Annotated in this window: 10 protein-coding genes and 1 pseudogene; 7 read left to right on the forward strand and 4 right to left on the reverse strand. The window is 64.5% G+C overall.

The window, feature by feature from the left end; translation table 11 throughout:
• The 4 genes and pseudogenes from ABH939_RS30900 to ABH939_RS30915 form a co-directional block, all read right to left on the reverse strand.
• Positions 1-221: pseudogene (locus ABH939_RS30900) on the reverse strand (insoluble domain protein); the annotation flags it as partial.
• Between the two features lie 193 nt (positions 222-414).
• On the reverse strand, positions 415-1,749 hold the full coding sequence (locus ABH939_RS30905) for a ParA family protein (protein ID WP_404650641.1): 1,335 nt from the start codon (positions 1,747-1,749) through the stop codon (positions 415-417).
• Complete coding sequence (locus ABH939_RS30910) at positions 1,749-2,105, reverse strand: hypothetical protein (RefSeq protein WP_019749726.1); 357 nt, start codon at positions 2,103-2,105, stop codon at positions 1,749-1,751. Before ABH939_RS30910 ends, ABH939_RS30905 begins: the two co-directional genes overlap by 1 nt.
• A gap of 58 nt (positions 2,106-2,163) precedes the next feature.
• Positions 2,164-4,266, reverse strand: a complete 2,103-nt coding sequence (locus ABH939_RS30915; protein ID WP_241064970.1) for an FtsK/SpoIIIE domain-containing protein — start codon at positions 4,264-4,266, stop codon at positions 2,164-2,166.
• A gap of 1,267 nt (positions 4,267-5,533) precedes the next feature.
• On the opposite strand from ABH939_RS30915, the gene ABH939_RS30920 reads away from it, so the two are divergent.
• Genes ABH939_RS30920 through ABH939_RS30950 form a run of 7 tightly spaced genes read left to right on the forward strand, consistent with a single transcriptional unit; the run spans position 5,534 to position 14,434 of the window.
• Positions 5,534-5,860 (forward strand): hypothetical protein, encoded by a 327-nt coding sequence (locus ABH939_RS30920; RefSeq protein WP_241064969.1) that lies wholly within the window; start codon positions 5,534-5,536, stop codon positions 5,858-5,860.
• Positions 5,861-5,901: 41 nt separating this feature from the next.
• A complete protein-coding gene (locus tag ABH939_RS30925; protein WP_241064968.1) occupies positions 5,902-6,300 on the forward strand; it encodes a hypothetical protein in 399 nt (132 codons plus the stop codon).
• Complete coding sequence (locus ABH939_RS30930; protein ID WP_241064967.1) at positions 6,297-9,344, forward strand: ATP-binding protein; 3,048 nt, start codon at positions 6,297-6,299, stop codon at positions 9,342-9,344. The genes ABH939_RS30925 and ABH939_RS30930 overlap by 4 nt, the downstream gene beginning before the upstream one ends.
• Positions 9,341-11,446 carry a hypothetical protein gene (locus ABH939_RS30935; RefSeq protein ID WP_241064966.1) on the forward strand — a complete coding sequence of 702 codons (2,106 nt, stop codon included), beginning with the start codon at positions 9,341-9,343 and terminating at the stop codon, positions 11,444-11,446. The genes ABH939_RS30930 and ABH939_RS30935 overlap by 4 nt, the downstream gene beginning before the upstream one ends.
• On the forward strand, positions 11,446-12,279 hold the full coding sequence (locus ABH939_RS30940; protein WP_241064965.1) for a hypothetical protein: 834 nt from the start codon (positions 11,446-11,448) through the stop codon (positions 12,277-12,279). The genes ABH939_RS30935 and ABH939_RS30940 overlap by 1 nt, the downstream gene beginning before the upstream one ends.
• Positions 12,276-13,850, forward strand: a complete 1,575-nt coding sequence (locus ABH939_RS30945; protein ID WP_241064964.1) for a peptidoglycan DD-metalloendopeptidase family protein — start codon at positions 12,276-12,278, stop codon at positions 13,848-13,850. The genes ABH939_RS30940 and ABH939_RS30945 overlap by 4 nt, the downstream gene beginning before the upstream one ends.
• The gene (locus ABH939_RS30950) at positions 13,847-14,434 is read left to right on the forward strand and encodes a hypothetical protein (RefSeq protein WP_241064963.1); all 588 of its coding nucleotides are present in this window, start codon (positions 13,847-13,849) and stop codon (positions 14,432-14,434) included. The genes ABH939_RS30945 and ABH939_RS30950 overlap by 4 nt, the downstream gene beginning before the upstream one ends.
• The last annotated feature ends 52 nt before the right edge of the window (positions 14,435-14,486 follow it).

The following is a 14,486-nucleotide window of genomic DNA, read 5'->3' on the forward strand; positions in this document are numbered from 1 at the left end:
AGCGGCTGGTAGTCGATGTGCTGGTATTGCGCGGGTGGGTCGACCCAGTAGATCGGCTCGGTGAGGGCTGGAGCTTCTGCGGCCGGCGGCGGGGTCGGTTCGGTGGTCACACCGGACTGTCCGCCGCCGCCAGTGATGCCTGCTTGTCCTCCTCCGTCGGTGATTCCGGCTTGCCCGGGCGCTGCGGTTGCCGGTGGTGCGAGCGTGATTCCGGCGGCCATTGCTGCGGCAGCGACGACTGCAATGGCGCTTTGGCGGGCGAGGGAGTGGCGGCGGTGTCGGCCGTGCTGGTATGCGCGGCGGCTCGCTCAGTTTCCTGCGGTGGTGTCGATGCTCATGTGATGCCGTTCGTTCAGGAGGGTGCGGATGGGTGCCAGGAGGAGCGCCGGTGTGCAGCGCCGGCTGATAAATGGGTCAGTCAGCGGCGTGGGCGATGAGATCGATGACGATCGAGGCAACAACGGTCAGGGCTTCGGTGGTGCCGCGCCGGAGCTTCGAGGGAGAGATGCGCTCGCCGGAGGCAAAGAGGGGTTCGAACGGCATCCGGGCGACCGAATGGACTCCGGCGTCGAGAAAGGCGTCGACAGCGTCGATTTCGACCATCGGTGCATCTCCGGGTCCGTCGGTGATGACGACGATCGTGCGAGCCATCATCGCCAGGCCGGCGGTGGCGGCGAGGTCGAGGAGCATGCGGTGCGCGGCTGCGGCGGCGTCGCGGCGGAGCGGTACCGGTACGAGGAGGACGTCCGCGTGGCTCGTTGCCCAGCGCCAGCTGCCGGCGAGGCGGTTGTTGCCGGTGTCGGCGATGAGGATCTCGCGGTGCTGGGACAAGATCCGTGCCGCGGCGTGGGCGTCGTCGTAGCCGAGACTGGATCCGTGAGCGCCGTTGTTGCCGGCAACGATGTCGTCACCGCCTGGTTGGCGGGTGAGGTACTGCGAGAGCGCCGAGGGCCGGATGCTGCCGGGCTCGGCTGTCTCAGCGGCGAGCAGTGAGCGCACGTCGTGTCCGTCGCGGGGCAGGATGCTGACGCGGTCGGCGAGGCTGCCGCCGACGTCGGCGACGTCGACGCAGACCGTGGTTGCGGCGCCGCGGTGTTCGGCGATGATCGCATTCAGCCCTACCGCGAGTGGGGTTTTGCCGACGCCTCCTTTCGGGTTGGCGATAGTCACGATCGAGAACCCCGGGAGGGGGCCGGTGATGGATGCGATGGCGGCGCGGTGGCGCATTTCGGCGGACTCGGGTTTCGGGGCGATTCGTAGGTTGAGGAGGGTGTTGAGTCGGCCGCGTAGTCCGGTGCGGGCGGGTTCGTGCGAGCCTGCCGCGATCTCGGGTGCTGCGAGCACTGATGCCGAGCTCGATGTGCGCGCCGCGGGGACTGGCCGGGCATGAGTGTCCGCTCCCACGGGTGGCGGTGAGCCACCGAGGGGTGTCACCGCCATCGTGACCGGTTCGTCCACTAGGTGATCCGGCTGCGTCTGTGGCGTGTCGGCGGGTGCGGGGATGGGTCCGGTGGGCAGCGATTGCGCCACCTTCCCGTCCGGTGCGACGGTGAGTTGGCGGGAGCGGCCCGCTTCCTGCACGGTGACCTCGACGGGTGAGCCTGCGTCGGCGGAGTGCTGTCGGCTGAACTGTGCGATCACCGCGTGGATCGACTGCCCGTTTTCGGCGGACAGTTCCACTTTCTCGTCCCCTGCCCCGCTCACGAGTGCGGTTCGCTCGGAGGTGATTTCGATGGCAAGGGTCGACATCACGCGGTGGTTCCGGTGAAGGCTCCGACGCCGGAGAGTTCGGTGTCCATTTCGAGGACGATGGTGTCGGCTTTGTCGAGGGCGGCCAGGGCGTCGTCGCGGGCTTTGCCGTCGGGGAGTACTTCGATGATCTGGCGGCGGGTGGCGACGGCTCTTTTGATTTCGTCGAGTCGCGGAGCGGTCAGTTCCTGGTCTTCGCTGAGTTTCGGTAGCCATGTGGGGATGGCGTTTTTGAGGACGCGGCGGAGTTCGGTGATGACGGGGTCGCCGCCGCCTTTGGGGGCTGCGAAGGGGTTGCGCAGCACGGTGATGTCGTCGGCGGTGGGGGTGATCGATTGGGAGATGCGGCGGCTCATGGGTGGACCTTTCGGGTGAGGGTTGTGCAGGTGTGTCAGCGAAGTCGGGGCTGCGGGGTCAGGGCGCGGGTGTGGTGGTGTCGGGTTCGGGGAGCAGGACGACTTCGTGTGGTCCGTAGGTGATGTGGTTCTTGACCCGTCCGGTGCCGTGGAAGGTCAGGGTGGTTTCGGTGACGGCGCCGCTGTCTTTGTCTCGGATGACGGTGACCGCGGCGACGGTCGCCGGGTGTTCGTTGCCGCGGCTGTCGTCGACGAGGACGGTCATTCCTTCGGTGACTGCGGAGGCGGGTATCGCGTCGGCGAAGTCGTCCCCTGGGTCGGCGGCAGGTGTGTCGTCGTGGTGGCCGAGGACGGTGGGCTCGGGAGCTCGGCCGTAGGCGCGGGCAGCGACGGCGACGGAGCGTTCGGATTCGATGAAGTGACGCAGTTCGGTCGAGTAGAACGCAATGTGCGGTTCCTGCTGGGGCCGTAGCCCTTCGATGATCTTCTTCTCCGAGGTCGAGAGTTGGTTCCATTTGTTGGGGTGCGGGTCGACGTTGGGTGTCCACCACATCTGCGCATCGACTGGCACGCCGTCGTTGCCGAGGGCGACTCCGCGGCCGGGGACGGAGGTGTCGATCTCGCGGCCGATCTGCGAGTCGCCCCACAGCATCATCGCGCCGTCCTGCGAGAGGTTGCCGAGGGAGATGCGGGTGCCGAAGTTGTCGCGCGCGTTGCCCGAGGCGCCGCCGAAGAGGGACGCGTCGGGTCGTTGCACACCGAGTAGGAGTCGGATACCGGCAGAGCGGGCGAGGACGGCGAGATCGGCCCACGCGCCGAGTGGGTCGAGTTCTTTGAGGAGTTCGCGGGTTTCGTCGTCGCCGGTTTTGGCGAGGCGCTGCCATTTGCCGGAGAGGATGAAGAACTCGTCGAGGACGGCGATCAGGAGCGGGAGTTGGGACGGCTCGATCTTCTTCACGTGGACGTAGTGGTTGCGGGCCATCATTTCGCTGTGTAGGGCACGCACGAGCATCGCGGAGCGGACGGCGTCGTAGACGATGGCGGCGCACCCGGGGTAGCCCTCGAGGCCGTCGAGTTCGATCATTTTCGGGTCGACGCCCAGGAACGGGATTCCTCGTCGTGCCGCTTCGGTGAGCAGGGTGCGGATCACTGATGTCTTGCCGCCGCCGGTGGGTCCGACGATCAGGCAGTGAGGTTTGTTCGACTTGGTGGAGATGTCCCAGAACATGTTCATCTCCGATGCTGCCGTCGCGTAAGGGAGGTGGCGCAGGTTCTCGTCGACGAGTTCGAGAGGGTGATCGACGCGGGTGGGTAGTGGGGCGCGCAGGCTCATCAGGAGGTAGCCCTCGGAGGGAAACCAGTCGGTGGCCCAGGTGCGGCCGGATTCGTGCTCGCCGGCGAGGGCGGCGAGGGCTTCGTCGACTTTCTTTTGGAATCCGCGTGCTCCGCTGGAGAGGGTGGGTGTGAAGGTGATTTTGAAGGCGGTTTCGACGTCGCCGTCGAGCGCGGCGACGCTCACGGCAGGCTCTTTCAGCGGTCCGTCTTTGAGGGAGTTCGCCAGTGCTTTGTGCCGCGGTGATCGGAGGTCGGGTTGAGTCAGTGTGCGGGTGATGCGGATTCGGTCGCGGTGGGCGTCGTGGACGACGGTGTAGGTCCATTTGCTGGTGCGTCTGCTCGCGGAAGCCCGGACTGCGGTGGTGAATTCGTCGAGCTCTTTCGGACGGATGATGGCGCCGCGTGCAAGGGTGATGGTGGCGCTGCGCAGGGTGGTGATGCCGGGCGGGTATCCGACGGTGATTTTGATCGGGGTGTGGCGGGTGCTTTGCCGGATTTGGGCGTCGAGTCCGGCGCGGTGGCGGTGGGTGAGGAACCGTGCGATATCGCAGGTGAGCAGGGCGAGCGTGAGAGCGGCGAGTGGCCACCGGTATGGGTGGACTGCGGAGACTGCGCTGTCGAGCTTTGGGTTCGAGAATTGTTCGGTGAGTTCGAGGAGTCGCGGCGCGAGAAACGCGAGTGTTGTTGCGATGACGGCGAAAGGCGCCCACGCCCTGTACGGGCGGATGGCGGACTCCCCCGCCTGGTTTGTTCGCGCGTGGGGTTTGTCGGATCCGAAGAGGTCGAGGAGAAAGTCTTTGAGCGGGTCCTGCTGGCTTCTGCTCACCGTCGACTCCACTCACTCGAATCCAGTCCACGACGGTCGTCGCGTGGGGGTGTGTGGGGTGCACTGTCACAGAGCGCGGGAAGCGATCTCAACCCGCCTGTGGATAACTTCTTTCGCGGGTGCGTGACTGGAGCGTGCGTCACATGTCCCGAGCGGTGATACCGGGGCGCGATAGACACCCACCACCTTTACCCGCTGCTGGTTCTGGTTGTGACGCTGCATATTATCGATCGCAGGACCCGCGACGGCATCGTTGCTACACCGCGCGAGGACTTGTTCGACCCCCTACGGCACGGGCCCGATGACGATGTACATCTCGAGTGGTTTGTGTCTACCTGCGCCACTGTTCGCGAACCACTGCAGGGCTCTCGAACGCCTCGCTTCGTGGGGTACGGAACCCGTTGCGCGAACAGCCGAGAGCGGTATGGACGACACCGTGGCAGGCGCCGCGCCAGGATGATCCGGCGATGCTCCGTTCAGAACCCTGACCAGCAGTTGATTGAAATATGTTGGCGCGAAGCAATTTTGAGAAGTACACTCCCCCTAGGCCCGAAGGGCCGGGGGAGTGACCCCGGAGGGGAAGCGTGAATCGGGCCCCTGAATTCCCCCTCCTATCGCGACCTCTGCAGGCACCCTCGATGCGGGACTGTTCGAGCACGGGGTGCGCAGCCTGCCACACGTGCGTGCTGAACACGCTATGCGTGCAGAGCATGCACACCACGCAGGCAGTGGCGGGGAACCGTTCTTCGAACTTCTGATCATGGCCACGGCGCGGGTGCCTCGAGCAAGCTCGAGCAGGGGCGACTCGCACAGCTGGCGGATACGTTCCGAAAATGGTTCTGTGCCAGGCCCTTCAGGAGGATGAAGCCCACGAAGCACCGCGAGAGAGACACGTGTCGATCGCCACGGTCTGCGACGGGTCCGTCGACCATGCCCATTCGCAACTCTCTGCCGCTCCGCTGAAGGAACACTCCCGTCGGGATATGAACAGTCCCCGCGGACACCCGCAGTGAAGACCGTTCCATGGCCGCGCTCCCCCTGCATTCGAGGTCGTTCCCGCGATCACCGAGAGATCCCCGACGGATAAATCGCGACACCTGAACGCACCCGACACGACGACACGCGCTCGCGCTGATCGACCAGCGCGCCAACCGCGGTGCCGAAAAGTTATCCACAGGTTGCATTGAAATTCCTGCCACCACTCTTCTACGTTTCCGCGCAACCACATTCGTGGGGTCTGGTTTCACCACTGTGTTGGAGAGTGCTCATGTTTTCTCTTGCTTCCACCGTGATCGACGTGTCGATCCCGGCGACGCATCCACCGCTCGTCGCAGACGCGGTGAGCTTCGCGCAGTCGACGGACGTAAATACCGGTGGTCTGCGCGCGTGGATCAAGGACAACATCGTCTTCACCATCCTCATCGCCCTCGCGTGTGTGGTTCTCGTCGGCGGGCTCAAGGGCAATTTGTCGCGGGTCTTCACCGTCGGCGGACTCGGGTTGTTCGGGCTTGCCTACCTCGGTATCGCGACATCGGAATCGGCGGCCACGGGGATCGGCAATTGGCTTCTCGGGCTCGTCGGTATCTCGACCTGACCGCTGATGCCTGCGCAGAGAACATTCGAAGGGGATGCTCGGTGATCGACAACGACGACCTGATGTACCGCGTGGACCGGCACTATCTCGGTCCGACCGGTTATCCACTGCCCGTGCGGATCCGCTACACGGCCGGCATCGTCGGCGTGGTTGCTTTCGTAGTGGTGTTCGTGATCGGTCGCGGAATTCTGCACGTACCGCTCGGGTTCAAATCGCTGATGGTGATGGCCGTGATCACGGTGTGGCTTACGACCCGGATCGCGAAGTTCGTCACCCCGGACCGCCCACTGCGGTCGGTTCTCAAGGCCGCCCTCAACGACCTCGTTGCGCCGCGCCCACCGAAGCGCGGTGCACCCGTGTTCATCTCGCTACCCGAGCGGTTGGCTACAGGAGAACGTGCCGTCGTACCTGTTCGGCTCGACGGTGAGGATCACCGATGACCCTTCCCGAGAACGACATTGCGGCTCTGTTCGATCCGAAGCTCGACGACCCGGTTCCGGTCATTCCTCCCGGTGCCCTCCCGCCGTCGTGGGCTGCAGTGCAGTCGCATGGTCCGCAACCTGCGCGTGCGTGGTCCGAAGCCGAACCCGCACACGGTCCGGATGGTTCTGAATACGAGCACGGCGAGGACGACACCGACGGCCACATCTCCCCTGCAACCGATCCGGAGCACGTCGCAGACGAAGTGCTCGGCCGTCAGCGTCGCCGCACAGGCAAGAAACGTGCAAAGTCGGCAACAGATCGCGACAAGGCCGCAGCGAGGAAACGTGCAGACCGCGAACGAAAAGCGGTACGCCTGAAACTGACCGGCACCTCAGCGAACATCACCCGCACCGCGACCACGTCCACTGCATGGTTCGTCCAACGCCAGGGGCCGTGGAATTTCCGCACCACCGGAAAGCAGCGCCGCTTCATCCAGGACGAAGCGATCATCCTGACCAATCTGCAGAAGGCAGGCGTCAGCACGCTGCATCGCCGCCTGGTGCGCACCCCGTTCCCCGTCGCACAGTGGGCGGTCGATCACGACACGTGGGCCACCCCGATTCCCGATGTTCCCGGCGCACTGTCATGGGCGGACTACCTGCGCGGGCAGCAGCATGCGATGTTGTGGTCCAACGCGACGATCAAAGGCCGCTACTGGGGTATCGAACTGCCGCAACGCTCCTCACTCGGCCAGGGGTTGGACTGGACCGCCCGGATGCTGCGTCACCTCGCTCACTGGCCACTGCTGGGCAGAGTGTGCACCGGGGTGAACAGCTGGGCCGACGACGCCTTCGAACGTGAGCAGAAGGCCCTTGCCGATCACCTCGCCGCACTCGAACGCATCATGTCCGGCCGCGGAGTGAAAGCAACCCCGGCCACACCGGCCGCGATCGACTACTTGCTGCGCCGATCAGCGACCATCGGCCTGCCACTGGAAGCTGGCGGTGCGATCGCCGGCGCCGGAGATTGGGAAGAAACCGACGTCGCCGCCCTGGAAGATCTCATCGACCTCTCCCTCACCCCAGGCGACGGGTACACCACCGTTTCCGGCGTCGTCGACGGCCGCACGTACACCGGCGTGGTGATCGTGCTGACGATCGGCCGCATGGCTCCCCTACCGATTCCGGAGCGGATGTTGCCGTGGCAGATCATCGGCGATCCGTCCGGTGAACCTCTCGAATGGTCCGATCGCATCGAGCTGCACGACAAAGCGAAAACGATCCGCACCATGCGCTCGCTGACCGGCAAGATCGAATCGCAGTTCGACCACTACACCGTCGAACACGATCAGGTCCCGCCGAAAGAGTTGGCGGAGCAGCACGCCCGCGCACAGGACGTGATCTCCGACGTCGAAGAAGACCATTCCGGACTCTCGACTCGAACCACCGGGTGGTACCGCCTTGCGGTGGTCGGCACCGACCCCGACGATGCGCGGCAGAAAGTCTCCGAGCTGCAGGAGATGTACTCCCCGCACATCGCGCTCGAACAAGAGCACGGCCAATACCAGTTGCTGCGCGAGTTCATACCCGGTGAGCCGCAAGCCAACATCGCCAACAAACGGCACATGGATGTCGAAGCAGTCGCCGCCGGGATGGCGACCGTCAGTGACCGGATCGGTGACCGCCGGGGCGTCGTCCTGGGCGAGACCGGATCCATCTCGCCGCGCCCGGTGATCTGGGACCTGTTCGCCGCGCACGAGATCAAGCACAAGTCCGGGCTGACACCGATCGTCGCCGTACCCGGTTCGGGTAAGACGTTCCTGGCAGGCATGATCGTCTACCAAGCCGTCAGAGCCGGCTCGTACGGCGTCGTCCTCGACCCCTCCGGTCCGCTCGCAGCGTTGGCCGGACTACCGGAGTTTCGCGACATCGCCCGCGTCTACGCCCTCACCGGTCGCGATTCACGCGCTGGCGCCTTGAACCCGTACCGCGTGATCACCGATCCACGTCGTGACGATTCCGAGTACGACGCCCGCAACGTCGAGTTCGCCCGGGATGCAGATCCGTTCGCGGCGGCGCAGTCGAAGTTCGATGCGGACATGCGTGCAGCCGCCGCCGAGCGCGTCGAGGTCGCCGTCTCGGTGCTCAAGATGATGCTCACCGAACGGCATCTGCATCTCGAACACACCGAACCCGTGCTGCACATGGCCGCGAACATGGTCGGCGGCGACAGCAACCACAACCTCCGAGAAGTGTTGGCCGCGATCCAATCGATCGGAGTGAGCGATCCGGACCAGGCCGTCAAAACGTGCGCGAACGGGTTGTACCAGCAGCTCAGTTTGATGTCGGAGCTGACCGAGGCGCGTGTGCTGTTCCCAGAGGAGGGCACGATCGGCAGTGGAGCGGATGCGTTCGACGCCGACATCCGTCTGACGATCTTGACGATGCCGGGCCTGCAGCTACCGCCCGAAGGCACGCCGTCCTCGCAGTGGACACCGCAGCAACGGATGACGGCGCCGTTGATGCACATGGCCGCGTGGCTGGCGAACAGGCTCGTCTACGAAAAGCCTCGCCACGTGCGCAAGGTGCTCTTCCTCGACGAAAACAAATACCTCGAATCCACTGGCGCCGGCCGCACACTCAACCTCCGAATCGCCCGCGACTCACGCAAATTCAAGGTCCGCGCCCTGGTCTGCTCGCAGCTTCCGGATGATTTCCTCGGATTGGACGGCAGCGACGACAAGACCGCCCTGACCTACGAGGTGTTCGTCGGTGACGTCGGCGGTGATCCGCATGCAATCGAAGGCGCCCTGAAACTGCTCAAACTTCCCACTGGACAAGGGTTCGAGCAGTTCCTCGCTGAACTGGGCAGCGGCGGCGACGACACACTCGACGAGGACACCGACACCTCCTATCAGGACGAAGCGCGGCGCTGGATGATCCGGATGGCCGACGACGTGGAACTGGTGCGTTCGAGCTGGATCCACTACGTGCATCTCGCGCATGTCTTTGCAGCGCTGAATTCCTCCTCGGCGAAGAACGCCCTCGGCGGTACCGCATGATCACCCGCAGAGGGCTCAGAGCGCCCTCGGCAGAGCTGGACGAGGCAATCCCTCACCGATCGCGCGTTCGGGCGCTGACCGTCAATCTGGCGCGGGTTCTCGCCGTTCTGGCGCTGGTGCTGGTGCCCCTCGTCGCCCCGGGTGGACCGATCGCATCTGCCGGCGGATTCGACTGCAAAGACGTCCCCTCCCCCGAGTTCCCGAACTCGGTCATGGCTGCCGAGTTCGATTCCTCGAGCAAAGACCGCGAACCGAAACAGGGCGGCACCGGCTACGAAACCTACGGATGGGCCGGATTGCGCTGGTACACCTACGACCTCGGCTGCGGCAACGACCTGGTACGCGCACCCGACGCAGTCGCGGACACCACCCTGGGCAACACATTCCTCGCAATCGGCAAGGGATTCGCTGCTGCAGCGTTCTGGCTCGACGACCAGACCAAGACCGGTGCAGCTGCCGAAGAGGCCGGAATCGCCCCGGCGATGGTGCAGTTCGACCAGATCGTCGCCTCGATCTCCAACGGAATGCTCGGCGTCTACGGAACATGGCTGGGTGTGGCATTGATGGTGGTCGCGACGCTCATCATCTGGAACGCCCTCAAATCAAACGCCGCGGCCGTGACCCGCACCGTCGCGATCGCCGGCGCTGCAATGGCCATCGGAGCACTGTTCGTCGGCGCACCGCAAAAAGCCATCCAGGTCGCCGACGACACCTTCGGATCGGTCATCACCGACACACAAGGTCAGATGCTGTCCGTGTCCGGAAACACCGGAGACCCCCGCAATGTGCTGATCGACAAGATCTTCCTCGACGACTGGCGCAAAGGATGGTTCGGGACGAACTTCAACGACCAGGAACTGCAACTCGGACCGAAGCTCCGGAATTCCCTCGCGTTTTCGTACGCGGAGCAGCGAGAAGTGGCCGGCGACAACGAAGCCGCGAGCGAGCTGGCAGACACGAAAGCGAAAGACTTTCAAGAAGGCATCATCGACAAACTCGACGGATTGAACCTCTCGTACGGCCAGTTCCAGGGCAAGGACTCCGGACGCACCGGCACAGGGTTCATGGCGATGATCAAACTCGCCATGCCCTCCGTCCTCTGGATCGGCGCATCCATCCTCAAACTCACTGCGCTACTGGCTATTCGACTCGCAATTCTCTTCGCAGCGATCTGGGTTCCTATCGCCGCCGCACACGGCGGCACCCTCTCGCGCGTGTGCCGCATGATCGCCACCGCCTACATGTGGGGCGTGGCCGGCGCGGTCATCATCGCGCTGTATCTGGTGGCGCTGGTCAAGCTGTACGACACCGACAACGGTCTCGTGGACGGTACGTGGCGGCTGTGGTTCATGGTCATCTTGACGGCGGTGTGCTGGTTCATCATGCGCCCGTTCAAACGGATGACTCAGACCTTCACCCAGAACCAGGCGGGCGCACTCAATCGCAAGGCTCGTCACGCGCAGACGTCGATGAAGCAGAAGTTCTTCAAGGCTGGGAGCGCCGTTGTGGGCGGTCCCGCGGCGTCGATGGTCGAGGAAGGTGTCGGGGCGCTTCGGAAGGCGACCAAACGCGGTGGTGACCTCGACAAGGATTCAGTGACACCAGTGCGTCCGGAAGGACGTGAGTTGAATCAGCGACGTCGCCACGAGGTCGACAAGTCGCGCGTCGATGCGCGTAAGAAGATGGATCGTCAACAGCGTCTGACGGATTCACGCAAGAACGATGTGCGCCGCCAAAGCCTCGCCGGTACAGCGAAGAGTTCTACGGGCCTCAAGCGGCCCGTCGCCGATCGGCCGCAAACCGCAGGTACCGCCGCCAATCGAGGCCAGGCACTCGCTCGCCAGTTGGTCGGAATCGAGGCCGGTTCGCCGCGCAGCTCTTCGTTGGTGAGTGAGACATGGGACGGGGGTCCGCGGTCGAGTATCGCGCCGATGAAGGTGTTCACTCCGTCCTCGCGGGATGTCTCCACCGGGTCGATGACACCCCGTTCGGGTGCGACGCGCTCGAACTCGTCGACGCCTCCGCGGTCGACGGCACGACTGTGGACGCCGTCGTTGACCTCAGCAGGTACTTCGTCTGATTCGACCGGCAGGTTCAGCTGATGTCCTCCAGCGCAGCCAATCCCGTCCTAGCACCGATCCGGCGGTGGGTGCTGTACTCGCGCACCAATCTGACGATCACGATCGTCTCTGCGTTCGGTGTGCTGTTCGTGGCGGGAGCGGTGTTCGGCCAATCTCCGACCCCGTCGAACACTGCCTCGAAGATCCAGGCCTCCGCCGCGACGACTGCGACGGACGCAGAATCTGCGGCGCCGGGTCTGAGCTACGAGTTGACCGAGGTGACCGAATCCTCGATTGCCGGCAAGTCGATCGCGTCGGTGGCCGAGAGTGCACCGGCGACAGCGATGGCCTACGCGCACGTCTACGTCGATCAGTCCCTCTCGAACAGCGAATGGAAGACCAAGCTGGGCGTGCACGCCGCAAAAGCGCCCGGAGTGACGGTGGTCAATGCCCGCCCGCTCGTACCGGTCGCGATCACCGGCCCGACGCGCAGTGAGATCGTGGCCGGCACCGGCGGTGAGAGCGCCGTGCAGGTCATCGTCCCGACGCAGGCGGGGAATCTTCGGGTCACCCTGAAAGCCTCGGACACTGCCAAGGGTTCGACATGGCAGGTCCAGATGCCGCTGCCCACCCTGGACCGCAGCGAGATCGACAAGCTCGGCGCACCTTCCCTCGCGAACCCACTGACCTCGGAAGCTCCCACAACCACCACGACTCCTACATCGCCCACCTCGCCGAGCGCTACCTCGACCACGACGCCGACATCGACCAGCTCGGTCGCTGTTCCCTCGGCGGACCTCGAACCGGCACCTGTTCCTGTTCCCGGCCCCATCTCGATTCCCGACCTCGACACACCGCTCCCAGGAACGCTGTGAGTCTCCGCCGTGAGGCGGTGGCCCTGATCGTCACCGCTGCCACCGCTGCGATCCTGGGGCTGTCCGGATGCACCCAGCAGCCGGTGATCCCCCACAACCGTTGCGGCGGATACTCGTCGAGCGAGGGGGACGACAAAGCCACCTCGGCGACCGGCAACACCGAACTGAAAGCATCGGGGCCGATCACCCAGCCAACCAAGAACGGAACGACGACGTTCACGTCCCCATTCGGGCCTCGCTGGGGAACCGAACACAAAGGCGTCGACTTCGCCGGCCCCGTCGGGACACCGATCTACGCGGCACTCGACGGCGTTGCAGTCAAGGCCGGGCCCGCATCCGGGTTCGGGAACTGGATCGTGCTCGACTCGCTCGTCGACGGCAAACCCGTGAGCACCGTCTACGGCCACATGTTCGACGACGGTGTCCTCGTCACGGAAGGCCAGCAGGTCAAGGCCGGCGACCACATCGCGAACATCGGAAACAACGGCCAATCCACCGGCGCACACTTGCATTTCGAATACTGGGACGGCGGACGACTGCAGGGCGGAACCGCCGTCGATCCGATGACCAAACTCGGCGGAGCGCCCTCCCCCGCCGGCGAAGCCGGCAGTGATTCTCCTGCCATCGAGCTGGCCGCCTCGTCATCGGCGATCGACTGCGGCGGCTTCGGCGTGGCAGGTGGCGGCGATCTCAAAGCCGGATCCGTTCCCCCAGAGATGGAGCCGTGGTTCCGCAAAGCCGGATCGATCTGCCCCCAGATCAAGCCCTCGCTGCTGGCCGCAGATGCAAAAGCCGAATCCGGCCTGGTCCGTGGACTGACCTCCGCGAGCGACGCTAAGGGAATCACGCAGTTCATGCCGAGAACATTTGCTTCTTACGGCCAGGACGACGACAGCAACGGCAAGATCTCGATCTGGGACGACGGGGATGCAATCATGGCTCAAGGCCGATACTTCTGCGCCATCGCGGCCCAGGTCGACGGATGGATCGCCGACGGATCAGTCAAAGGCGATCCCAAATCGCTCTACATCGCATCCTACAACGCGGGCGAAGGCGCGGTGAAGAATGCCGGCGGAATGCCCAGCGGCGGCGACTACACCACCCAGACACAGCCCTACGTCGCGAAAGTCCTTGCTTACGAAGCGGAATTCGCAGCACCCGGCGGTAGTGGGGAGCTGGTTGTCTCGCCTGGTTCGGCGCCCGGATCGCAAGTCGTCGAAGCTGCCCGCCAATTCCTCGGCACCCCGTACGTCTGGGGCGGCGGCAACATCAACGGCACCACCGGCGGTGGATTCGACTGCTCCGGACTGACCAGCTACGCCATCTACACGGGCAGCGGAAACAAGATCACCCTGCCCAGGACATCCGAACAGCAGTGGAACATCGGAGTCGAGATCCCGATCGACCAAGCACAAGCCGGGGATCTGGTGTTCGGTTCGTGGGCCGGAACAGGTCCCGGGCACGTCGGCATCGCGATCGGTGGAGACCAGATGATCCACGCCCCCACCACCGGGGACGTCGTCAAACAAGCTCCACTACAGAGCGATATGAAAGCCAGGAGGGTTCTGTGAGCAACACACACAAGCTGGTTCTGCTCGCCGTCGCTGCCACCCTCGTCGGGGGGCTGGTGTACTTCCTCTCCGGTTGGGGCAACGAGACGGAAGCCACGACCGCCGAACAGACCGCCCCATCACCGGCGCCGCTGACCATCTCGACTTCGCCGGCTCCGACCACAATCGACATCACCGAAGATCCGGATACGAAGGCGGCCGAAAAAATCGCTCACCAGGCACTTTCCGTGGCGTTCACCTGGTACCCGTCAACGGACCGCAGCCCCACCGACGGATACGCACGCGCCCGCGAATGGTTCACCGACCCCCTGGCACAGACCCTGCTCGTCGACACGCACACCGAACGAGGACCAGGAGCACAGTGGAACCAATGGGCCTCCGACAACGCCAAAGTGGCCGCCAACGTGACCCTTGGATGCTCCGGCTGCCCACCCGACACCGACGCACTCATCCACCGAGTCGCAAGCATCCACCAAACCGCAATCAACGAAAACGAAACCAGCACTGTCGCAACCGATACCACGGTTTGGATGACCCTCACCAAAGGTGGCGACCAGTGGCTCCTCGACACCATCCGCTACTGACCACCACTCCCCACCGTGGCTGTACGACAAAGGATTCGTACCGATCGACTAT

Origin of the sequence: Rhodococcus sp. 27YEA6, from assembly GCF_044908235.1 — a bacterium.
GTDB lineage: Bacteria > Actinomycetota > Actinomycetes > Mycobacteriales > Mycobacteriaceae > Rhodococcus_F > Rhodococcus_F qingshengii.